Below are 22,304 nucleotides of genomic sequence, written 5' to 3' on the forward strand. Positions count from 1 at the left end.
CTTAATGCAGGTCCGCTGCCATGGACTCGGCGCGGATCTCTTCCGTCAGCCGCGCCTTGAGGTCCATGAACTCGGGGCTGGTCTTGATCGTGTAGTGGCGCGGGTGCGGCAGGTCCACCGCCAGCTCGGTCTTGATGCGGCCGGGCCGCGCGCTGAACACGGCCACGCGGTTGGCCATGAAGATGGCCTCGTCGATGTCGTGGGTGACAAACAGCACGGTCTTGCGCTCGGCCTCCCAGATGCCCAACAGAAGCTCCTGCATGAGCACGCGGGTCTGGTTGTCGAGCGCGCCGAAGGGCTCGTCCATCAGCAGGATCTTGGGGTCGTTGGCCAGCGCGCGCGCAATGGCGGTGCGCTGCTGCATGCCGCCCGACAGCTGCTTGGGAAAGTGCTGCTCGAAGCCGCGCAGCCCCACCTTGGCGATGAAGTACGCGGCGCGCTCTTTCTGCTGCGATTCGGGCATGCCGCGCTCGCGCAGGCCGAAGCGGATGTTCTGCTCGATGGTGAGCCAGGGGAACAGCGTGTAGCTCTGGAACACCATGCCGCGCTCGGGCCCGGGGCCTTCGACCGGTGCGCCATCGAGCAGCACGCGGCCGCTGGTGGCGTGGTCCAGCCCCGCCACGATGCGCAGCAGCGTGGACTTGCCGCAGCCCGACGGGCCGAGGATGGTGACGAAGTCGTTGTCCTTGACCTCGAAGTCGACCGGCTGTAGCGCCTGTGTGCGCTGGCCCTTGGCGGTCTCGAAGACGCGCGAAACAGCTTGTATGGAAACGCGGCTCATCGCACAAAACTCCAGGCAAACAGACGGTGGTTGAGCGCCTTGAAGGCGAAGTCGGACACCAGCCCGATGAGGCCGATGATGATGATGCCGAAGATGATCTGGCCGGTGTTGAGCAGCGACTGGCTGTCGGTGATCATGTGGCCGATGCCGCTCGACGACCCGATCAGCTCGGCCACGATGACGTAGGTCCAGGCCCAGCCCAGCACCAGGCGCAGGGTCTCGGCGATCTCGGGCGCGGCGCCCGGGATGAGCACGCGGGTGACGATGCCCTTGTGGCCCGCACCCAGCGTGTACGCAGCCTCCACCAGGTCGCGCCGCGCGCCACCCACGGTGACGGCCACCATGAGCGTGATCTGAAAGACCGAGCCGATGAAGATGACGAGGATCTTCTGCGTCTCACCAATGCCGGCCCACAGAATGAGCAGCGGGATGAAGGCCGACGCGGGCAGGTAGCGGCAGAACGAGACGAAGGGCTCGAAGAACGCCTCGATGCCCTTGTACGCGCCCATCGCAATGCCCAGCGGCACGGCGATGACGGCGGCCAGGATGAAGCCGCCGAACACGCGCCACACCGTCATGCCGATGTCCTTGTGAAAGCCGTACTCGCTGAACAACAGCCAGCCTTCCTTGGCCATGGTGACAGGGCTGGCCAGGAAGGTGGGCGACACGAAGCCGCCCAGCGTGAAGAACGCCCACACCAGCACGAACAACACAAAAAAACCGAAGCCCAGCAGCCAGCGGGCACGGGCACTCACAGGCTCCAGGGGAGCGAGCGAGCGCCGGCGCACGGGGGCTTGAGGCGTGGTCACGGACAGGGGTTGCACAGCAGACATGGCGCGCTCTTCTTCCAGGAACGATTTACTTGATGAAGCTCGCGTCGAAGGTGACGTTCAGATCCTCTGGCGCCTTGCGGATGATGCCGGCCTCCAGCAGGATGGCCGTGGCGTCCTTCATGAACGTGGTCAGCTCGCCGGCAAAGAATTTCTGGTTGGCGGCCTTGTCCTGCCAGCGCAGGAAGGACGACGACTTGGCGAACTGCTCGCCCGACTGCTTGACCGCCGCGCCCATGATCTCGTTGGACTTGGTCGGGTCGGCCTTGATCATGTCGAGCGCCTGGAAGTACGAGTTGGCCAGGGCCTGCGCGGCCTTGCCGTTGGCCTTGAGCCAGGTGGGGTCGCAACCCACGGTGTCCATCACCATGGGGTAATCGAGCGTGGTGGCCAAGATCTTGCCCGCGGCAGGGTTGTCGCGCACGGTAGACAGGTACGGCTCGTACGTCATGGCAGCGTCGTTCTGCCCCGCCACGAAGGCCTGCGCGGCCGCCTGGGGCGACAGCGTGGTGGTCTTCACGTCCTTGAGGCTCATGCCGTTCTTGCTGAGCATCCAGGCCAGGCCGAAATACGGAGCGGTGCCGGGCGCATCCACGCCGATGGTCTTGCCCTTCAGGTCCGCAAAGCCCTTGATGTCGCCACGCACCGCGATACCGTCAGCGCCGTAGGACTTGTCCATCTGGAAGATCTGGACGATGGGCACGCCGTTGGCATTCCATGCCACATGCGTCTCGACCGTGGTGGCGGCGCACTGGATGGACTTGGAGGCGAGGGCCAGGTGGCGGTCCTTCTGCGGGATCATCTTGATCTCCACATCGAGGCCGTTCTTCTTGAAGATGCCCGCCTTGTCGGCCAGCGTGAGCGGCGCAAAGCCGGTCCAGCCGGACATGCCCAGCACAATCTTGGTCTCTTGCGCCTGGGCCGGTGCGGCCACCGCCATCACGCAAGCCGCGGCTGCCGCCAGCGACGTCCATTTCACAACCGATCGAGTCATCATCTGCTCCTGTTTGAAGAAAGTACCTTTGCCCACTCCGGCCGGGTCGCACCCGCTTGCAGCCGCCATGATGACAGCCCGAGCATACCTGTATATACAGGGTAAACGCTAGAGGCGTGACCCATTTGAGAGCGGGGTCACCTGCATCAGCAAGAACGGGGCCAAGGCGGGGGTGGAGAACGTCGCAGAACGCCCCCAACGCGAACTTGCTACACATTCGATAGCTATCCAGGCCGACCCATCAAGCGGTAGGCAGGTATTCTTCAGAAGCTTTTCAAAACACTGAATTTGCGCAAAGGCATCCGGGACGGTGCGGCGTGTGCGCGGCGCGCACCAACGCCGTGCAAAGCCCACGCCGTTGCCCCGGGAGGCCGGCCCCCGAAGGCAGCTAGGGCGCCCCGCGCCGCGGCGAACTGCGCACGTGCCCAGACCCCAAGCCGGTTCGCACGCGCCTTGCGCCGAGTTCGTTAACCACGGTGTGCCGCAGCTGCGGCGGGCTGGCGATTCAGGCGTCAACCCACGATTGGCAGCCGCACGGTCACCGACAGGCCGGGCTCCGCGTTGCGCATCTGCAGCGTGCCGCCATGCGCCTGCGCCACCAGGCGGCACAGGTACAACCCCAGCCCCACGCCGCCGGTGGTGCGCTGGCGCGCGGTGTCGGGCCGGTAAAAGGCCTGGGCCAGATGCGGCAGGTGTTCGGGCGGCACGCCCGGCCCGTGGTCGCGCACCTCGATCTCCACCGCGGCATCCACCCGCCGCAGGTACAGCTCGGGCGGAGGCGCTGCAGGGTCGCTGTGCCGCAGGCTGTTGTCCAGCAGGTTGCGCAGCAGCAGCCGCAGGCGGGATCGGTCGAGCGACAGCGTTTGCAGGGCCTCTTCCTGCCCGCCAGCATGCAGCACGATCGACGCTGCAGTGGCGTGGCGCCTGCCCAGCTCGCCGATCACTTCGCGCGCCAGGGCGGGCAGGTCGGTGGGTTCGCGGTGCAGCGCGGCGTGGCGGCCGGCCAGGCGTTCGCTCTCCAGCAGGTCGGTGATGAGACCGGCCATCTCGCCCAGGTCGCGCATCAGCGCCAGGCGCTGGGTCTGCACCTCGGGGCTTTCGGGCAGCAGTTCGGTGTTCAGGCGGGCCCGGGTGAGCGGGCTGCGCAGCTCGTGGCTCATCGCCAGCAGCAGGGCGCGCTTGGCCTCCAGCATCTGGTGGATGTCGTCACCCATGGTGTTGATGGTGGCGGCCAGCTGCCCCAGCTCATCGGGCCGGTGGGCGTGCCGCACGGGGATGGCCTGCGCGAAGTTGCCCTCGCCAAAACGCTGGGCGCCCATGCGGATGTCGTCCAGCGGCCGCAGCAGATGGCGCACATACACATACGCCAGCGCGGTGAGCAGCAGCAGCACGGTGAGCGTGCCCCACGCGATGCGCGGGCGCTTGTCCCACGACAGCGCGTTGAGCCCGAATTCGATGCTGTGCCCGTCGGCCGTGATGCGCTGCAAGAGCCGCCGGCCCTGGTCGTCGCTGCCGTGGCCGTTCCAGTGGTCCTCGCGCTGGAACTTGTCGCTCATCCAGTCCGGGCGCGGCTGGTCGGGGTGGGACTCCCAGTGCACCACCGGCCCGTCGATGCGCAGCGTGATGGGCAGGCGCTTGGCAATGGCCTGCGCGCGCTCGATACTGGGCGGGTTGCCGATCTCGGCGGTCAGGCGGTCCACGTAGTCCATCAGCAAGGGGCGCGCAGCCTCGCGCCAGCCGACCGACACGGCTTTTTGCACGCCGCCCATGAAGGCGATGGCCACCGTCACGGCCAATGCCATGAACACCAGCACCAGCCGGATGCGCAGCGAGTACCCCACCGCCCGGCTTGCGCGGCGGTGCCAGGGGCAGTCGTGCTCCACGCCGGGAATGTCTTCTGCCCTCAGCCGTCGCTGCCACCTCATGGCGCGGCTGCCCGCCGCAGGGCCAAGGAGTAGCCGGCGTTGCGCAGCGTCTTGATGCAGTCGAGCGGCTCCAGCTTCTTGCGCAGGCGGCTGACCACGATGTCGACCGCGCGGGTGTACAGCTCGGCCTCGTGCCCGCGCAGCTGGTTCAGGATGTCGTCGCGGCTGAAGACCTTGCCAGCATCGCGCGCCAGCAGGTGCAGCAGGTCGAACTCCGTGCCGGTCAACTCGATGGTGGTGCCCTGGCGCAGCACGCTGCGGCGCGCCGCATCGATCACCAGGCCCTCGAACTCGAGCACGCCCGTGTCGCCGCCGCCCTGCCCCGGCGCGCGGCGGCGGCGCAGCACGGTCTGCAGGCGGGCCACGAGTTCGCGCGGCTCGAAGGGCTTGGGCAGGTAGTCGTCCGCCCCCAGCTCCAGCCCGACGACGCGGTCCATCACCTCGCCCCGGGCCGTGAGCATCACCACGGGCAGGTCGCCCTGCTTGCGGATGGTGCGGCACAGCTCGAAGCCATCCATTTCGGGCAGCATGACATCGAGGATGGCAGCATCAAAGCCGCCCGCCGCAAGGCGTGCCAGTCCGTCGCTGGGACGCAGCGCATGGGTCAGCTCCAGCTCGAACCGCTGAAAATACACGGTCAGCGGAGGCCCGAGCTGTTCGTCGTCGTCGATGAGGAGGATGCGGTGCATGCGCGATTCTTACATTGGCAGGGTGCGTCCAGCCAGGGGCTGGTGGCCGCTGGGCGCAATGCTCCAGGGTTGTCCCGCTTCCTCGGCCATGCCCCAATCTAGGCGCTCCTGTCCGCGCACAGCGATCGCAGGCTGGCCGGTGGGCGTTGCGTGGTGGCCCTGCCAGCCGGCAACCGCCTCATCGCCGTAGCGGTCGTCGGCCTGTGTTTCCTGCGGCACTGCGCTCAATGCGCGGTGCCGGCGGATGAGGTCACGCAAGCGCCGCTGCACGGGGATGTGCAGGGCATCGAAGGCATCCGCCGCGGCCAGCAAGGCAGGCAGTGCGTGGGCAGCGCCCGCCGGTTGGCGCGCCACCAGGCCCAGCGCGTGTTCGCGGTCAAACCGGGGGCCCCACACCAGGGACATCAGTTCGTCGTGCGGCTCGGGCATGCCCGCCAGCAGTGCGGGGCCATGCTCACGCAGCTGCCCTGCGAGTTGATGGATGGGTTGCAGCAGTGGAGACATGTCGATGCCCCTGCCTCAGCCGCGGGCCATCCAGCCCTTGCGCCGCTGCATCAGCTCGCGCACTTTCTGCTGCTGGTCGGCGTTCAGGCTGTCATAGAAGTCTGCCAGCGCCGTGATCACCTCGGGGCTGTTGGCCTGCACTGCGCGGGTCTTCTCGTCCATCAGCGCCTGGGCGCGGGTGCGGTCGAACTTGTCGCCCGCCATGATGGCCTGCACCTCTGCACGCGGGTCGGCCGTCTTGCCGATGAAGGCGGTGCGCTGCGCTTCGAGCTTGTCCGCCAAGACATTCAGCTTCTGTTTTTGTGGATCGGTCAGATCGAGCTTGCTGCTCACGCGCTCCACCACCTTGCCGCGCATCTCGGCCATCTTTTCAGGCGTCATGGCCCCCTGGCGGTAGTGGTGGCCGCTGGAGCAAGCGGTGAGCCCACCCACCATGATCGAAGCGCCGAACAATCCCACCAGGGTTTTCTTGATCCAGGGTTTCATGATGCAGTCCTTTCACGGACGGTGTTGAACATGACCCTGATGGTGCCGCGGAGGCAGGCCGAGGTGGTCTCGGCGCAGTTTCGGTTTATTTCGCTTTGTATCGCCCGTGGCCTGCAGGCGGTGGCATGGGCGACGCGAGGGTTCAGCTACCGCATCACGGCGGTCAAAACGATCAGCCTCTGTGCGAGGCTGTGGGCTTGGTCGCGCATTTGTGTCAGAGGCACAGCGCCTACGGTGCAGCCCTCATACCAGAGATGAAAACCCGTGACACCCGCGAGCCCCGCCCCGGCTGCGTGTGCCGCAATGGCATGCTCCACACTGGTGTGCACACTGGGCTCACCGATCAACTCCTGGCCCCTGAATATGCGCGCCTGGTAGTGGGAGGCGCCGTGCCCTCGAATGTGAAGAGTGGGAACCAAGGCGAGTGCGCCCTGAAGGCGGATGAAACAGGGCTGGCTAGCCCATTGCCTGCGTTTGGCGACAGCCCAGGTCGGAGAACTGCAATTCACGCTCGACGCCGTGGCCGTCGCCATAGAGCGATCGCAGGTCGTCCGTTTGCTGACGCTGCTCAACCCGGTCTGAAGGCTGGCCCATCTGAAACGACGGCAGCTCAGGCCAAGCTTCCAGATGGTGGGACGAAGAAAAAGCAGAGAACGACATGATGAAATCCTCGCAACGAATTTGGAAGGGTTGCGCAATGCACTTGGATTGCGCTTAGAGAAAGTCATTGGCGCATCGGACCATGCGCGGCGATGTCAGAACGTCATGCGGCAGGTTGTAGGAATATGCCTACGATCACCGGCCAGTACCTGCACGACTCCACCTCGCCCCTGGTACATGACGCCTCCGCTGTCAAGGCGCCATGCGTTCAAGCGGCCTTTGCCAGTTCTGGCGCCTCGATTCCCAACGCATCGCCCTCGCCCGCCAGCAACCCGATGCAGTCCAGCGCCGTGGGCGGGTCGCACGGCTCGGCGTATACGCGCACAGCGATGTCTTCAGCTGCCGGCGAAAAGTAGAGCCAGAGGTTGTCGTTTTCCTTGTCGTAGCAAGAAAACAGCGCGCGGCCGGAACCCGGACGGCACATCAGGAACTTGGACATGAACATCTGCTGGATGCGCAAGGTGGGTTCGAATGCCTGGTCGTCGTTTCCGAGGGCCAATTTGTGCCAACTGCTGCTCATAGGTGCCTTTCGCCTGGCCATGCCAGTGTTACGGATGACCCATGGTAGAGACAGCTCCCTCGTGCACACCATTCTTGTGCAGCGCATCAATTTGTAGGACAGATGCTCCGTGCCGACCACCGCGTCCCAGTCGCAGGCCTGCTGCAACCACTAGTCGAAGGACGCTTCCAGATCGCGTTGGGCGGGGTTGCGGCGGGACATTCGCATCCTTGCGCCATGGGCCCGGAGCGTGGCACAACCCAGTCCCGTGACGTACAGAACCTGGGCTTTTTGGCAGGGTGAATCCACGGGTGGAAGCTGCACCTCCACCATTCCTGCAGCATGCAGGACACGCAGTTTGTCGATGTTGACGACGTCCCACTCGACCAGTGGGAGCTCGTCGCGCTCGAGTTGTCTCAAATACTCCATTGGCATGGCGGCCTCCGGCGTGAACGAGTATCGATTTTGCGGCGCTGCAAATGCAGCTTCAAGAATTGATACACGTCGCTACAAGATAGCGGTCAAACAGGCTGCTTCCCAATGGCGGAGCTGCGCTGATGGCATGCAGCGTCTGTTGCCTAAACCCACACTCACTGAACAGCCATTGGCGGTTTGGGTCAGCAACATGCCGGAAATGGCCTTTTGCGTAGGATGAGTCTGACATCGTCGCAAGCAGAAAAGGCAGTCACAAGAATCATTCGCATTTGTAGGATTGGCGTTTTCCCCGAGGAGATGCAATGCCCATCCTGGTGATATTTTTCGGCGTGCAAGTGGTGGCGGTGGCATTGGCAGCCGCCATCGCCGGTCTGTAGAGATCCCGAAACATCAGCGGCGTCACTGTTGGCGGCGCTTGACGGTCAGTGCTGAGCGAATGTGAGCACCACCCACCTTTCGCGTGCGCAGTGACACAAATCACCGCCCCCACGTCAGCCTGGCCGCGACACTGGTAAACGATGAGCCCTGGGCGTGACAAACGGGCGCATGCTCCATCAGGCTATCACCCTGGATTTCGCAACGCTGGCCTTACAGGATTGCCATGGGTATCACTGTCACCCTCGCCAGGAACATATCGGACAAGGACTTCCAGGAGGTCGAAGCCCTCGTCCGGCATCTTCAGGCCACCGACTACAACTTTGACGGCCGCGCCATATGGGTGGAGCGTGGCGCGGTCACCGATGTCCACGATCCGCAAGACGCCCTGCGTGCCGCACTCCTGGAGCTGATGGTCAACGGCATTCTGAGCGAGGCTTAGCGTGCGCAGCAGGTACTGCCACGCTTGCGTGCCAGAATCCCTCTCTACAGGGAGAGACACACATGCACCAGGGATCATTCCAACCCGCGCGGCGCGCTGCACTGGCCGCGGCACTGGGGGGCGCATTGGCAGGCGCCTTGAGCGCATGTGGCGGCGGGGGCTCCTCCGGCCCCGACGCTCCGCCGCCCGAAACAGTGGGACAAGTCGTCAACTCCTCCATGAAGTCCGCATCGACCGGCAGCACCTATTCCATTCAGGTGTTCATCCCTGCAGGCTACGCGGGCGGCACCGCGGCACTGCCGGTGATCTACGCCACGGAGGGTGATGCGCCTTATGGCGGGGCCGCGCCGGGGAGCGGTGGGCCCAATCGATCGCGATTCGATACCTTCAAGGAAGTGATGCAGCGCCGGGGAACGCAGGCAATCCTGGTCGGCATTGGCGGTACTGCGTGGCGCACTACAGACTTCCTTCAGCCCGGGGCATCCAGATACCTCGACTTCATCGTGAAGGAACTCGTGCCCGCCATCGAAAGCCAGTACCGCGCAGACCCCAAGCGCCGCGCGCTGTCCGGGCTGTCACACGGCGGTTACTTTGTGGTGGCCGCCCTGGTGCTGGAGGCACAGGCCGGCCGCCCGCCCAGCTTTTCGCACTACCTTTCCACGGAGTGCAGCGTGGGTGAATACTCCAGCCCCGCCGGCGTGCTGGGATTTGAAAAGACGATAGAGGGCAAGCCGCTCCCCACCACATTGTTCATTGCCGGTGCCAGCAATGGAAACCATCCGCTGATTGGCATCCCCCTGTACAACCAGATGTCCGCGCAGAGCCTGCCCGGTCTGGCGCTGCTCAAAGCCGAGTACAACACCTCGCACGTGGGTGCCGATGTTCCGGCGTTCGAAGAGGCGTTGAAACGCTTTTTTCCTTGAATGATGCTGTGGCAGGAGGCGGCCAAGGCTTTATCGCGAAGTGCGTTCAGCACAGTGTGATCCGAGGTGGTGGCGACCCCGTCCTCGTTGAGGCGGTTGCAACTAAAAAACAGCGCCGCTGACACAACGCTGGAGCGGCCGCACGCGACGCGGCGAGGCTACCTACGCCGATCGTGCCAAGCAGTTTTGTCGATAGGCAAAGAAAAACCGCCACAGCCTGGGTTCTCCAGAGTGTGGCGGTGTCTTGTATGGTAGCTGGCGTCAATTGAATGAAAGCTGTAAACCCGCATAGAAGCTGGATTTCGTTTTTTTATTTTTTGACTTGTTCCCCCGTTTGTTCCCCCACCTTGTTCACCATGAGCTGCCGCGTGAAAAACTGTGGATGCAGACGGCCCCATGACCGATCAATTTTGGCAGCCCAAGACGCCGCCGCCACATCGTCAACAAGGGCTACATTGCCCCATCGGCTACAGGCCATCCACACGCTGCGCTATCCAGTTTCGTACTGCCTTGGCTGACCATGAGGTCGCACGCTGCCCGATCTTGATGGACCCCGGAAAGTGCCCTCGCGCCATTTGGTCGTAAAGGGCCGAGCGGCACATCCCCGTCAAGCGCAGCACCTCTGGCAACCGCAACAGGCGGTCTTCGTCGCCTCCATCTTCCAAAGGCGGCCTTCGTATCGACTTACCACTCTCCAGCAGCGACAACGCCTGCCTCATCAACTGGGCTGCACGGTCGGTGATTTCTCTATCGACAGCCTCCCGTTGGTTCCCGCGGTCCTTGCGATTCTGTGCGGTTGGTCTCATATGACTCCCTTTCCGATCCTGCGACACCTGTCGCCGATTCCGTAGAGTGCCAGGGACATCCGACCCATTCCATCCATGCAGGCGCAGCCCAGCGCATCAGGGCAAATACTCCCATGGCTGTTCATCCGGTGGGATTTCTCCGTGATCCCGAAGCGGGGCAACTCCAGCGCCAACACCCATTCGGATGCACAACCTGTTGAGACACTACATCCAAGCGCGCTTGCCCCCCCTCTTCTACCGCTTACGGCGGCATCCCACCGAGTGTTCGGGCCGCCTGCTCAAGTCCGCCCAGGATGGCGTCAAGAACGCGTGGTGAGAAGTCCTGTGGCAATTCGGCTTGCACTTCGGCGATGGCCGCTGGAGTCCGGGCAAGGATTTCTTCGACGATCGGCTCGGCGGTCGAGGCATATCCGACCTTCTGTACGGTGCTATTGAAGTGCCTTCGCTGGATACCTTGCATCTCGTAGTGCCGGTTCTTGCCAAGCAAGGCCATCGCCAACTTGATTTCATGTGGCGACCACTGGTTCGGAGCATTGCCCAACACCGGATAGACCGACATTACGTCGTACAACGGGGTCAACTGGAAACGCCCGCGTGGCAGAAGCTGGATACTGAAATTCTTGGCATGGCCATCGGGTGCTCGCAGCAACCAGAACAACACCTGAGCCGCCATCAGCGTTTTCATGTCGGCTTCGGCATTCACCGATTGCCGCAGCGTGCCAAACAACGCCTTGAGCCCTGGGCCGCCGTCGTTCTCATATTTGCGGAATGGCGAACAGCCCTCGACCTGGCAAAAATCTTCCTGCGGCAGACGCATGAGCCACTGCCCACTGGATGCCACGCGCCGGTCGAACCGCTCCACCACCAACACGCGCTGCCCACCAAAGGTCGCAATGCTGGCATCGGCCACCGGCAAGCCATAGGCCTTCAGCAGCCGCAAACACAGCCACTCGTTATCGACGGACGTGCTGAAATCCATCTGCCGCCCGCCCATCAGGCCGAGCGGAAGCTTGAAGATGTGGCTCGTCGGTGTGGCACCACGCGGCGCCAGCCATCGCTCGCCCCACCACAGGAAAGCCGTCTTCTCCTGCGCACCGGCCAGCGAGATGCGGAAATCGGCATCCGGGTCTCGGCCCGCAGCGAAGGCCTGCGGCGAAACGGTTTCGATCAGGTGCCGCTCGATAGCCTCCTCGGACAGGGGCTCGCCCTCGATTCGATCGAAACCGGTGGGCACCTCGTCTTCATCCAGGATTTGGACGGCACCCACGCAATCGCGCCCGATGGCCTTCAGCAAATCGAACGGTTCGGTCGAGCCCGTACGGAATCGCTCGGCCACGCGGCGACGGATCGCGTCACTGTCCGGAAGCAGGTTGTCGAAGTAGTTGGAGACCTTTTCCCCCTTGGCCGGCAGGTTCTGCAGGTTGAACGGCAGGGACAACGACAGCGGCCGGCCGATATCGGCAGCAAGCCAATCCGCGTCGTACTGCAACACCATCTCCCCGCGAGCGGGAATCGTCCACCGGCCCACGCGGACACCGTTGGTCCAGATAGACAGGCTGCGGCTGTGCGATCGACGTCCCATGTCACCAATCCGTGGTCGGCGCCGCCGATACCGCCGCGCTACCCCGGGTCCCAACGGCCAGTTCCAGGCCCAGCGCGGCACACCATGCAAGGAGTTGCTCCACGCTCAGCTCATGGGCGTTGAGTTCCAAATGAGAGACCCGTGACTGACTCAGGCCGATACGGCTGGCCAACGCCGACTGGGTCAACCCCTGCGCCTTACGCGCGGCCTGCAGCATCGTCCCCAGTTGGCCGGCAGTGACCAGCGGATGTGATGTCGACGCCATGGTTGATACCTGGAATTCAGATAAACGCAAAATATCTCAAAAACAGATATTAGTCAAATACCTGAAAGTCAACTAATTCTGGTAAACACAATGCGCTTCAAGGTGCGCTGATGCAACCTGATGGATGCTCATCACTCGATGGTGCCCAAGCCATGTTTGATCAAAAATGATCAGCGAACTGCCCGGTGCATTTTTTGCGCTGACGAGAAAACCAGCCCCGATGAGCTGATCAGCACAATTAGCTGATGAATAACATGGCCACGGTTGACAACATGGACATGTTAAATAAAATGGCCATGTTAAGAACCACCATATGCGCGCACCCCTTTCACCCAACAAGCACGTGCATGCAGAGCAGTACGTGGCCAACTTCTTCCGGTCCAACGGTTGGTCTGTGGAGATGCAGCAAGAAGACTCGCTCAGCGCCGACTTGCTCATTCGGCACGGAAAGCACCGATTCATCGTCGAAATCAAGGCACTATCCGAAGGTCGCCCAGACCGCGTGCTGCCGGTTCTCTCTATGGCGATTCTCCAAGCCAAAGCTGCAGCCGAGCTGTCCGGCAATGCCCTCCCCCTCGCAATCATCTTCGTGCCGGAAGCATCTCTGTCTTTGGCTAAGCATGTGGAGGTGTTTGCGCAGAAGTTCGCGAAAGATGTGTCTGTCGGAATAATCTCGGGACGCGGCGAACAATATTTCAGTGATGAGGTATTCCAGCAGCTGAACCGATTGCCAGAGGAGCCAAGCCGCCTCTCAGCCCGCCGCCCATCGCAAGCCATCAACCTGTTCTCGGACCTCAACCAGTGGATGCTGAAACTCCTCCTGGCGTGGGAATTGCCAAGCGGCTTGCTGAACGCCCCCAAAAGGCAGTTCAAGAACGGATCCGACCTGGCCGAAGCTGCGCAGGTGTCCGCCATGAGCGCTTCCCGATTCCTGCAGCAACTGCGCAGCGAAGGATATCTGAGCGACTCATCGCCTCATCTGAAGCTCGTTCGTCGCGAAGAGCTTTTCCGCCGTTGGGGCGCCGCCGCGATGCGCGCGTGTCCGGAAATGCCATGCCGCTTTCTTCTACGAGCCCCTGCTGCTCAGCAAATTCGAGGCTTGCTAAGCCACCATTCCAAAAACGCTTGTCTGGGACTTTTTTCCGCTGCCGATGAGCTGGGCATCGGGCACGTCAGCGGTGTGCCTCCGTATATATATGTTCCCAAGCTGCCCAAAGTGGGGGCATCGGACTGGCCAGGGTTGATGGCGTATCCATCTGATCGACCAGACTTGATCTTGCGGCAGGCATCTTTTCCGCAATCCACCTTCAGGGGAGCCGTCAATCACGACGGAATCCTGGTCACGGACATCCTCCAAGTATGGTTGGACGTGATGAACCACCCAACAAGAGGATCTGAACAAGCTGGTCTGATCTACAAGAAATATCTCCTGCCACTCGTCGGCAACTGACTCTGATGAACGATCTAGAAGCTTTCGCGAAACTGGTTCAGGCCCTGGCAGCCTGGCGCCAGCAGCTGATCTTCATCGGCGGTTGGGGCCATCGTCTCCACCGACTGGATCCGAGGGCCAACCGGCCTGACTATCAGCCTGTGTTCACTCGTGACACGGACCTCGCCTTTGCAAATAGGGAGCCCATTGAGGGAGACATCAAGCAATCGCTCCTGCAGCATGGCTTCCAGGAAGAGTTGAGCGGCGACCATCGACCACCGGCGGCCCATTACACGCTTGGCGACGAGGCCGGCGGCTTCTATGCCGAGTTCCTGACACCTTTGGCGGGAAGCGGCCGCAAACGAAGCGGAGAAGCGGATGCAACCATGACGAAGGCTGGGATCTCGGCTCAGAAGATCCGCCACCTGGACGTCCTTCTGGTCGATCCCTGGATCATCAGTCTGGGACAGCAAGAGGGCGTTCCACTGCCGGAGCGAATTGATGTCCAGGTAGCCCACCCCTTGTGCTTCATGGTCCAGAAGTTCCTGATTCAGCAATATCGACCGGCGAACAAACGAGCCCAGGACGTGCTGTACATCTACGACACGATCGAACTCTTCGGTGCGCTGCTGGACGAGTTCAATGTGCACTGGAAGGCGCGAGTTGCACCGGCGCTTGGTAGTCTGGCCGATGACGTGCGAAAGATCAGCACGCAGACATTCGCTAAAGTCAACGACATGATCCGCGACGCCGCACGTATTCCTGCTGATCGCGACCTACCCCCTGAACAAATCCAGGCAACGTGCAGCTACGCCTTCGAGCGCATGTTGCGATCGTAGGTTGATAACCACCGACGTCTCACGCTGCAGAATGGACGCCGGTCTCTTTCAACTTCAGGACCGAAGTAAGGGTAGTACGTTCAAGTACCAGAGAAATTCAAAGTCACCCATTTCTTGGCTTCCTCAACGTCCAGGTTGAGACTCGCATACGCTTTCTTGAGCAACTCAGGAGGCAGTGCCCAGTCCCATTTCTCTCGTTCAAGATTTCTCGCGCCCTCAAGCAGTTCGCTCACGGATGGCTGCTCTACGAGCGCAGCGTCGAGGAGTGCGTCAAGGATGTTGTCAATGGTGTGACCGCCTTTCACCACCTCTATGCCAGGGCCAGAAGGTGCTGCAGAGAAGCCTCGCTGATTCATGAAGCAAGCCAACGCCTCGTTGGCGGCATCCCCGAGCCATGTGACTACGAGGAGTTCGTGTCCCTGATCGACCAGGCACTCTGATGTCAAATTCAGCGCTCGAAAGTTGGACCGCGCCTCCTCCAGGAAGCGCTGAGCTACCTCATCGACAAACACAATCCTTTCGGTCGACTCCAGCAGCTCGCGCATCCTCTGCCTTACCTTCGTGTGCACCCGCCCTGAGCCTCCTGAAAACAAAGGCGGAGCACCGCCGCTGGCGCGTTTGACGACGATGACCTTCTGCGCCTCATCCACCATTTCCACAATCCAGGTCTTGCCTGCAAAGAGGATCCGCTGCCCTATAGACAGCATCTGAGAAACCGGCAGCGTACCAAGAGTCCGGGTCCCAGCGACCAGTCGAAACTCCTCGTCCGACGCAAAGGCCGCATAGAAGGTGTAGTGGTTGACGAACTTCTCACCGAGAGGGCCGTGCAGCAGCAACCCAGATGAGTCCTGAACCAAAAGCTCTTTTGTTCCCAGGTGACGTACCAGCGACATGAAGTCTTCTTTGGTCGTTCCCTCGAACGGTGTTCCCGTAGCGCACAGCAGTGCGTACAACTGACCAATCGTGGCACCACCGTTCTGGGCTACGGCGGATAACATCTGCTGCACCAGCGTGGAGAGATGGGCGCCCTGCGTGACAGGCGGCTCAAACCAGCCTTCAAGCAAGAGAGAAATCATGGCAACGGTCTGCACCAGTCCCAGGCGCAATCTCGTGCCAAAGCCCGAGTGCACATCAATCGCGCCCTCGATGCAGTAGCCTCTCAGAATAGCGGGTTCGCCCTTTCGCCGCCCAGACCTTCCCAGTCGTTGACGCAAACTGGCGACTGAGGGCGGCGGTCCAATCTGCACAACGCTCTTGACCGCCCCAATGTCGATCCCCAGCTCCAGGGTATTGGTACAGATGGCAGTGGCAGGCACTTCCTTCTGCTTGAGGGCTGCCTCGGTCTCTGCCCGGATCTCCTTGGATAGGCTACCGTGGTGCGGCCAAAACTCCTGAGGCACTTTGTTGCGCTCGCAAAGGCCGTTCAGCAGATTGGTGTAGCGCTCAACCTCGCGCCGGGAGTTTGGGAACACAAGGTTGTTGGAACTTCGCAGCGCCTTGTACATGTGCGCCGCGATGAGTCCGGGCGTGGCAGGCTCGGGCGCCTCTTCCTCACCACCCTGCCACACAACCAAAGGCTCCTCATATCCCTTTACGAGGATCTTGAGTTCATTTCCCCCAGAGGCAGAAACGACCATGCTGACGCCAGTTCCATGTCCTGGCCGAAGAAAATCAGCGGCAAGGCCCATGTCACCCAAGGTGGCCGAGAGGCCCACTCTAGGTACTTTGCGGCGCAGGACATTCTCGATGCGGTGCAATAAGGATTGAAGCTGCTTTCCTCGCTCAGATCCAATAAACGCATGCAGCTCATCGACCACAAAAAATGCGGTCATCTGAAACACAGCCGCAATAGATGTCCCTCGATTGCACAGCAATGCCTCGAGGGACTCTGGAGTGATGAGCAGCACTCCGTGCCGCTTCTTCAAGAACTTGGCCTTGGACGTCGCACCAATGTCGCCATGCCATGGCCACACGGGGATATCCAGCTGCTCGCAGAGCTTGTCGAGTCGACCAAACTGGTCGTTGATGAGGGCCTTCAGCGGGCTAATGTAGACGATGAGCCGAGGTTCCTCGCTCTGCAATAGATGCGTGAGCGCTGGCAGAAAAGCCGCCTCGGTTTTACCTGCTGCGGTCGCCGCTGCCACGATGACATCGCGGTCGGCATGGATGAGCAATGGAATGGACTGCTCCTGGGCGTCCCGCAATGACTCCCAGCCTTCCGCCCAAATGAATCGCTGAATGCGCTCATCAAGAAGGTGAAAAGACGAACTCGCCCCGGACATGCAGCGCTCAGAGTTCAGAGTTTGAAGGAGGCAAACTCGTCACCCTCCTCAACCTCCACAGCCAGGTCTCCTGTTGCGCCTGTATCAGCCGCCACCTCCAGGCCGCCAAGCAGCGTTTGCCATTCAGTGCCTGGGTTTTGCTCCAAGACCGCAAGAAGGTTGATGAAGGAAGTAATGGTGGTGCGAGGCGTCCGGAAGTAGGTCTCACCGATGCGCTTGGAGCAGTGCTCCATGAAGCTCGCAATGCCTTGGTCTGGCAACAGGTACTTCGCTGTATCCCCTGCCGCATAGACGTGGCGCAGTTTCTGGAGGAGTACGTAGAAGTCCTCGGGGCTCAGGCTCGAAAGTCGAACCGTGGGGCCGCTGAAGTCGACGAGTTCACTGCTGGCAAACGTGTTCTGGGCCAGACGGCTTTGAAGTGCGGGGTAGCTGTAGAGACCGCGCCGAGTGTCCAGAAGGAACTCGGGTGTTCCTCCGAGGGTGAAACCCAGTCCAACTGCCGTACCTTGCAGCGAGTCATTCAGGATGCGCAGAATCTGTTCGTAGTTGGAGTTACGCGCCTGCGCATTGGCGAGCTTGTAGAGATTGACCAGCTCATCAAGGCTGACCAGCAACCCGCTGAAGCCCGCAAGCCTCACGAACCTGGCCATCAATTTGAGCTGGTCATAGACTGCAGCATCGTCCACATAGGTGCGCACGCCAAGGGCTGCTTTTGCATCGGTCTTGGTCGTGAACTCACCGCGCAGCCAGCGCACAGCGTCAGACTTCAGTTGTTCATTGCCTTCTTCGAAGCCGCGGTAATAGGCAGCAATGACGTCTGCAAAGTCATACCCATTGACCAGCTCCGTCAGGTGCTCCAGTTTGTGGCGAATGACATCTTCAGTCGACCTACCCCCCTCCTTGGCCTCAGCCTTGGCGGTGGCAATGAACTTCTCGACAATGCCTCCCAGAGCCCCGCCTTCGGGCTTGGTACGAGTTGCCAGATTGCGCATCAACTCAGCATAGAGAGATCGGGCTTGCCCACCACTGGCGTGTAGCCGACGGTCAGGGTTCAGATCGGCGCTGGCCACGACCAGCTTCTTCTCCATCGCGATGGAGCGGACCAGATTCAGGAAAAACGTTTTACCCGCGCCATATTCGCCGATGACCAGGCGAAACGACGAACCGCCATCGGCCACGCGGACCATGTCGCTCACCAAGGTCTCAATCTCACGGATGCGCCCTACCTGGATGAGGTGCTGTCCTGCTCGAGGGACGACGCCTGCACGCAGGGATTGAACAACTGCGTCACGCTCTTTGGGGCGAATGGGTGCGTTCATGCTTCCAGCTTCTCCAGAATTTCAGGGTTCACATCGATAGGATCGTCGCCCTCAGTGAACGGTATGTCATGGGTGTCAAACGACACTTCATTGATGTGCTCCAGGGCACCATCCAACATCAGGTCCAAGTCTGAGGAGACATCCAAGAGTTCTTCGCGAGTCCATTGTGGCCGCGACAACAGCATGCGTGCAAAAGCCGAATGTGCCTCGTCCAGACCGAACAAACCCGTAGCCGCTGCGGCCTCGGCGTCCAGAGGGGGTGCCGCCTCGGGAACGGCTGCTACGACGGTCGGCTGCGGAGATTCTTCCTTGAAGATATCGGCCAGCAATGCGGACACGCGCTCGGAATCCTTCTGCAGTGCAGCAATCTTTGCCGTGTCCAGCTGAAAACCCTTGGCCGCAGGCTGCGCAGAGATGCTTGGCTGAGGGCTTGTTCCGGCCGCAACAGCATGCACGTCTGTGAAGACCCTCTTGGTATCAAGTCCCAGCGTTTTGTAGACCTTCTCCAGCATCTTCACTTCCGCCGGCGTCACCGTGCCATCCGCTTGGGCAACGGTTGCCATGAAGGCAGCGATCGTTTCCTTGGACTTCGCGTCAAGCGGATCCAACCTCTTCTTGAGGGAAGCCAGGGAGACGGGCTCCACAGCCAACAGACGCAGATGCGCTAGCAGCCTGGCCGACTCACTGGCAGTCAAATGCGACCATGCTTGGACCTGATCGCTCAGATGCTCCATCTCGTGGTCACTGAACTCCCCATCGGCACTGGCAACGGCAGACGCCAACTGGAGCGTAAGCGTCGCCGCCTGGTAGGCAGCCGTTCGGGCCGAAGCATCACTTGATTCCACGGACGAATACAGCACCACATGGTCTGCGCCTTTTGGTGTCCTTGCTCCACCCAGGACGTCAGGTTCCATGCCAATCTGAACAGTCTCCAGTGTCTTGACCAGCGTCAATGCACGTTCTTTGTTCAAAGCAGTCTTCGCCTGGAACAGATCAAGCAATTCCTGAAGCTTCATAACAACGAAGCCTTCCGAGACCCTGTCCCGCAGAGCCCCTAAGGCATCCCCTGCCGCGTCAGGCCAAACTGTTGGCGGCAGCAACAGCAGACCTTCCAGCGCATTGGGACTGTCTGGGTTGCGGCCGAGATATCGGCTGTAGGGATCCAACTGGTCAGTGACAGCGTCTACGATCTTTTTCAGCTGCTTTTGTGGAGCGGTCAGAACTGTCACATCCGGCGTGTCACCGAAGGTCAGCTTGATCTCGTTGACGCCCCTGAAACCAGCAGATGCTGGTTGGTACACCAGCTTCAATTTGGTCTTATTGCGGGGAAGAACGATGCCCGGCTTGAAGGTTTCCGCGTAGCGCTGCTGGAAAAGCTTGTCGAACTGCTCTGCGCACCTGGTCGCTGAAGTTCGCAAATAGCTGGCCGGGTCCAGGCGTGCCCAAGCCAACGCGAGATGGGCTGGCACTGGGACTCCATCCACTGCGGCGAGGCCAAGTGCAAGGCGAATGTAGAGCGGCACCTCGAAGGTCGTCGGGAAAGACGGAACGGGTTCGTTGTAGAGCGTCTTGGAGTAATGGGATACCTCCAGCCAACTCAAAAGCTCGCTGGCATAGCGCTTGAAAGAAAAGGATTTTTCGCCGTAGATCTCAAGGAGTCTGCGGATCTCCTGCGCAATCAGGGGCCAATCTTTCTGCGCCTGCGCGTCCTTCAATCCCTCTGCAATGGCCCTGCGCTCCAGGCCGTAGAAGAAGAGAAAGACGTATCCGATATCGGCTTCGGGGTCGCGCCGCCCTTCTGCCAGCCAGCTCAGGTAGGCCCTGCGAGCACGCGGCGTGATTTCAGAGTATGACGGCCAATAGCCAAACTCACGTTCGCTGATGTTGGCGTGCGCAGCGATGGACAGCGCGGGATTGATAAGACACGGGTCAGTTGAGCCCGAGAGGGCTTTCAGGTCTCTGCCCACATAGATCATCCCCCCGCTGATGTGGCTATCTCCAATGACGACGTCTTCTCCCGGAGGTATCCAGCGCCCAGGCCCTGTGTAGGCCTGAGGTTGAGTTGGCGCAGGAGGTATCGCGTAGTGTGCTGGCTTTGAAGGCTCCTTTGCGACGACAGAAACCGGAGCATCGTCATCCACGAATCGCCGGGGGACAGTAGGAGGTGCTGGGTGCGGTGGCACGGCAGCTGTCGACATGGGTGCCTTCTGGGCCAATGACACAGGGTGGTCATCTGGGACGAACCTAGAGGTTGCAACAACTGAGGCGGGCGGTGAGCTGGACTCTGACACTTGAAGCGTCTCAGCTCGCGACGCTGCTCGGGCCGAGGCTTCCAATGTCTTCGTTGCGGTGGCCGTCTTGGCTCGAGAAGGCGTGTCAGCAATCGGCTGTTTCGACGCGTTGAAAAAAAACACTCGATAGGCCCAAATACCGCCGACGATGAAAACGATGTAGCCCCATGTGCTTCGGGGGAAAACGATACAAAGAACCAATGCGGCTATGGCCGCTATAACACCGCTACTTGCCTTTGTCTTTTCCGCCATCCCGTTCCCTCGCAATTGAAAGGCGCATCTGCGCCGACCCAAAAGAGTGCATCACGGTAACAGATTGTCATCTGCAGAGCGAAAGATTTCGGGCATACGCAAGCTGTCCAACTACTAAGTGCACAGAGCAGACTGAATCGCCCCTGCATTCCTAGACACTTTTGAGCCGTTGGGGGCAAAGGGCAATCTGACGTTTGTCCCCGAGTTTCTGCTCAAGGCTTTCAAGCAACCCTAGGGAAACCGCAGCCAGGTTTCATCCCCCTCAAAAGGCCTCACTCCTGCAACTGGGCCAACGCCTCCCGCTTCCCCATCTTCAATACCACCTGGATGCGCTCAAGCTGTGCCGCCCGCGGCATCGCCTTCCCGCCCTCCCATCGAGCCACGGAGAGCGTCGAGGCTTCCAGCAGCGCCGCCATGGCCTGCGGCGAAAGACCCAGCTTTTCTCGCTTGGCCGCCAGCGCCTGGGCCTTGAATAGGAAACGTCGCCCGTGACGTGCCGGAGCTTCAGCATCCTGGGCCAGCGCATCGCCCGGAGCGGCCTGACGGGCAGCAGCCTTGTGCAACCCCTTCACCTGCGACACCAGGTCCTTCACATCCCGCTTGAGCGCAGTGATCTCGGAGCGCTGCGCCGTGACGGTCTTACGCAGGCTGCCCAGTTCACCCTTGATCTCCTTGCGCGCCATGCGCAGGACTTCGGCCCGGAATGCGTCGGAGAAAGCGGTCATCGTTTCACCCAATCTGTAGAAGGTTTGGAGCTTCGCGGCTCCAACAAAAAGCCGCCCGGGGCTATTGCACACGGGCGGCTTGCGGATCGGCCTGGCTGCTTACTTGCCAGCCTTCTCGGCCTTGCGCTTGGCGGCTTTGGGGTCCACCACGGCCTTGAACTTCGCACCGGCCACAAATTTGGGTACGGTGGATGCTGGGATCTTGATGGCAGCGCCCGTGGAGGGGTTCTTGCCAGTGCGCGCAGCGCGCTTGGCAGCCTTGAACGTGCCGAAGCCGACCAGTTGCACGGCATCGCCCTTCTTCACGGCGGTCTGGATGGTCTCGATCAGCGTGTCAAGCACGGCGTTGGCGGCCGTCTTGGAGAGGTCGTTCTTTGCGGCGAGGGTTGCCACGAGGTCGGCGCGGTTCATGGTGTGGATGCTTGTGAGAAGTGGTGAATCCCGGTTTATAGCCGATGCGCTCCGTGGCCCCGGCCCCTTGGACCACAATGGCGCTGCCTGGCAGTCCCTTGATTTCCCATGTCCCGGCAGTACCTGAACGTTCCCTTCGCGCAGAAAGACGCCGCCAAGTCGCTGGGCGCCTGGGCGCGCGCTTCGATGACGCGGTCAACCGCTGGTATGTCGATGAGGGGCGGGATCTGGCGGTGTTCGCCCAGTGGCTGCCGACACCCATAGAGGCGCCCTCCCCGCCCTCACCTTCATCCACGGATCTGGCCCTGCCCTTGTCTGAAGGGGCACTCGCCCTCCCCCGCGCCAAGGGCATTCCGCTCTCGCGCCTGCTCAACGGCGTAGCCAGTACCGTGGCCCAAGCGTTTTCCAAAGGGGTGTGGACGTTGGTGGAGGTGGTCGAGGCGCGGGTGCGCGGCCATGTCTATCTAAAGCTGTCCGAGCGCGATGGCAGCGGCCACCCGCAGTACGCTTAGCCTTCCATTGATGGTTGCGCCAATCGTTCGTGCGGCTCATAGCACTGG

Annotated in this window: 23 protein-coding genes and 1 pseudogene; 6 read left to right on the top strand and 18 right to left on the bottom strand. The window is 61.4% G+C overall.

Features of this window, described 5'->3' with window-relative positions; genetic code table 11:
• Position 1: 1 nt before the first annotated feature.
• The 10 genes from ACIGHN_RS17045 to ACIGHN_RS17090 form a co-directional block, all read right to left on the bottom strand.
• A complete protein-coding gene (locus tag ACIGHN_RS17045) occupies positions 2–781 on the bottom strand; it encodes an ABC transporter ATP-binding protein (protein WP_056419373.1) in 780 nt (259 codons plus the stop codon).
• The gene (locus tag ACIGHN_RS17050) at positions 778–1,614 is read right to left on the bottom strand and encodes an ABC transporter permease (protein WP_056419370.1); all 837 of its coding nucleotides are present in this window, start codon (positions 1,612–1,614) and stop codon (positions 778–780) included. The genes ACIGHN_RS17045 and ACIGHN_RS17050 overlap by 4 nt, the downstream gene beginning before the upstream one ends.
• A 25-nt stretch (positions 1,615–1,639) precedes the next feature.
• A complete protein-coding gene (locus ACIGHN_RS17055; protein ID WP_396505277.1) occupies positions 1,640–2,605 on the bottom strand; it encodes an ABC transporter substrate-binding protein in 966 nt (321 codons plus the stop codon).
• 512 nt (positions 2,606–3,117) lie between these two features.
• Entirely contained in the window at positions 3,118–4,530 is a 1,413-nt protein-coding gene (locus ACIGHN_RS17060; RefSeq protein WP_396505278.1) for a sensor histidine kinase, read from the bottom strand.
• Complete coding sequence (locus ACIGHN_RS17065; RefSeq protein ID WP_396505279.1) at positions 4,527–5,219, bottom strand: response regulator transcription factor; 693 nt, start codon at positions 5,217–5,219, stop codon at positions 4,527–4,529. The genes ACIGHN_RS17060 and ACIGHN_RS17065 overlap by 4 nt, the downstream gene beginning before the upstream one ends.
• Before the next feature lie 9 nt (positions 5,220–5,228).
• Positions 5,229–5,723 (bottom strand): hypothetical protein, encoded by a 495-nt coding sequence (locus ACIGHN_RS17070; RefSeq protein ID WP_396505280.1) that lies wholly within the window; start codon positions 5,721–5,723, stop codon positions 5,229–5,231.
• A gap of 15 nt (positions 5,724–5,738) precedes the next feature.
• On the bottom strand, positions 5,739–6,209 hold the full coding sequence (locus tag ACIGHN_RS17075) for a Spy/CpxP family protein refolding chaperone (RefSeq protein WP_056419361.1): 471 nt from the start codon (positions 6,207–6,209) through the stop codon (positions 5,739–5,741).
• Between the two features lie 456 nt (positions 6,210–6,665).
• Entirely contained in the window at positions 6,666–6,869 is a 204-nt protein-coding gene (locus ACIGHN_RS17080; protein WP_156370483.1) for a hypothetical protein, read from the bottom strand.
• Positions 6,870–7,077: 208 nt separating this feature from the next.
• On the bottom strand, positions 7,078–7,389 hold the full coding sequence (locus ACIGHN_RS17085) for a hypothetical protein (protein ID WP_396505281.1): 312 nt from the start codon (positions 7,387–7,389) through the stop codon (positions 7,078–7,080).
• Between the two features lie 150 nt (positions 7,390–7,539).
• Positions 7,540–7,803, bottom strand: coding sequence for a hypothetical protein (locus ACIGHN_RS17090; RefSeq protein ID WP_056419351.1), 264 nt, complete (start codon positions 7,801–7,803; stop codon positions 7,540–7,542).
• 601 nt (positions 7,804–8,404) lie between these two features.
• On the opposite strand from ACIGHN_RS17090, the gene ACIGHN_RS17095 reads away from it, so the two are divergent.
• Both ACIGHN_RS17095 and ACIGHN_RS17100 read left to right on the top strand, forming a co-directional pair.
• Positions 8,405–8,620, top strand: coding sequence for a hypothetical protein (locus ACIGHN_RS17095; protein ID WP_056419348.1), 216 nt, complete (start codon positions 8,405–8,407; stop codon positions 8,618–8,620).
• 218 nt (positions 8,621–8,838) lie between these two features.
• Entirely contained in the window at positions 8,839–9,543 is a 705-nt protein-coding gene (locus tag ACIGHN_RS17100; protein ID WP_396505282.1) for an alpha/beta hydrolase, read from the top strand.
• 467 nt (positions 9,544–10,010) lie between these two features.
• On the opposite strand, the gene ACIGHN_RS17105 is transcribed toward ACIGHN_RS17100, so the two are convergent.
• From ACIGHN_RS17105 to ACIGHN_RS17115, 3 genes are all read right to left on the bottom strand, one after another.
• Positions 10,011–10,349, bottom strand: coding sequence for an AlpA family phage regulatory protein (locus ACIGHN_RS17105; RefSeq protein WP_198403248.1), 339 nt, complete (start codon positions 10,347–10,349; stop codon positions 10,011–10,013).
• Positions 10,350–10,590: 241 nt separating this feature from the next.
• Positions 10,591–11,931, bottom strand: a complete 1,341-nt coding sequence (locus tag ACIGHN_RS17110; protein ID WP_396505283.1) for a type II toxin-antitoxin system HipA family toxin — start codon at positions 11,929–11,931, stop codon at positions 10,591–10,593.
• Between the two features lies 1 nt (position 11,932).
• On the bottom strand, positions 11,933–12,196 hold the full coding sequence (locus ACIGHN_RS17115; RefSeq protein ID WP_396505284.1) for a helix-turn-helix domain-containing protein: 264 nt from the start codon (positions 12,194–12,196) through the stop codon (positions 11,933–11,935).
• Positions 12,197–12,509: 313 nt separating this feature from the next.
• Between ACIGHN_RS17115 and ACIGHN_RS17120 the strand changes: the two genes are divergently transcribed.
• Together ACIGHN_RS17120 and ACIGHN_RS17125 are read left to right on the top strand one after the other, a co-directional pair.
• Positions 12,510–13,646 carry a hypothetical protein gene (locus tag ACIGHN_RS17120; RefSeq protein WP_396505285.1) on the top strand — a complete coding sequence of 379 codons (1,137 nt, stop codon included), beginning with the start codon at positions 12,510–12,512 and terminating at the stop codon, positions 13,644–13,646.
• A gap of 5 nt (positions 13,647–13,651) precedes the next feature.
• The gene (locus tag ACIGHN_RS17125; protein WP_396505286.1) at positions 13,652–14,464 is read left to right on the top strand and encodes a GSU2403 family nucleotidyltransferase fold protein; all 813 of its coding nucleotides are present in this window, start codon (positions 13,652–13,654) and stop codon (positions 14,462–14,464) included.
• A gap of 80 nt (positions 14,465–14,544) precedes the next feature.
• Here the strand turns inward: ACIGHN_RS17125 and ACIGHN_RS17130 are convergent, their stop codons facing one another.
• From ACIGHN_RS17130 to ACIGHN_RS17150, 5 genes are all read right to left on the bottom strand, one after another.
• Positions 14,545–16,746, bottom strand: coding sequence for a DEAD/DEAH box helicase (locus ACIGHN_RS17130; protein WP_396505287.1), 2,202 nt, complete (start codon positions 16,744–16,746; stop codon positions 14,545–14,547).
• 14 nt (positions 16,747–16,760) lie between these two features.
• On the bottom strand, positions 16,761–18,065 hold the full coding sequence (locus ACIGHN_RS17135; protein ID WP_396505288.1) for an ATP-binding protein: 1,305 nt from the start codon (positions 18,063–18,065) through the stop codon (positions 16,761–16,763).
• Positions 18,062–20,608, bottom strand: coding sequence for a TerB N-terminal domain-containing protein (locus ACIGHN_RS17140; RefSeq protein WP_396505289.1), 2,547 nt, complete (start codon positions 20,606–20,608; stop codon positions 18,062–18,064). Before ACIGHN_RS17140 ends, ACIGHN_RS17135 begins: the two co-directional genes overlap by 4 nt.
• A gap of 272 nt (positions 20,609–20,880) precedes the next feature.
• Entirely contained in the window at positions 20,881–21,333 is a 453-nt protein-coding gene (locus ACIGHN_RS17145; RefSeq protein WP_396505290.1) for a helix-turn-helix domain-containing protein, read from the bottom strand.
• A 99-nt stretch (positions 21,334–21,432) separates the two neighbouring features.
• The gene (locus ACIGHN_RS17150) at positions 21,433–21,744 is read right to left on the bottom strand and encodes an HU family DNA-binding protein (RefSeq protein WP_235105350.1); all 312 of its coding nucleotides are present in this window, start codon (positions 21,742–21,744) and stop codon (positions 21,433–21,435) included.
• A gap of 164 nt (positions 21,745–21,908) precedes the next feature.
• Between ACIGHN_RS17150 and ACIGHN_RS17155 the strand changes: the two are divergent.
• A pseudogene (locus tag ACIGHN_RS17155) lies at positions 21,909–21,986 on the top strand (hypothetical protein); the annotation flags it as partial.
• 69 nt (positions 21,987–22,055) lie between these two features.
• Positions 22,056–22,256: a hypothetical protein gene (locus tag ACIGHN_RS17160; protein WP_396505351.1), complete on the top strand. Its 201-nt coding sequence runs from the start codon at positions 22,056–22,058 to the stop codon at positions 22,254–22,256.
• Positions 22,257–22,304: the final 48 nt, after the last annotated feature.

Source organism: Acidovorax sp. NPDC077693, from assembly GCF_044542805.1.
Classification (GTDB): Bacteria; Pseudomonadota; Gammaproteobacteria; order Burkholderiales; family Burkholderiaceae_C; genus Acidovorax.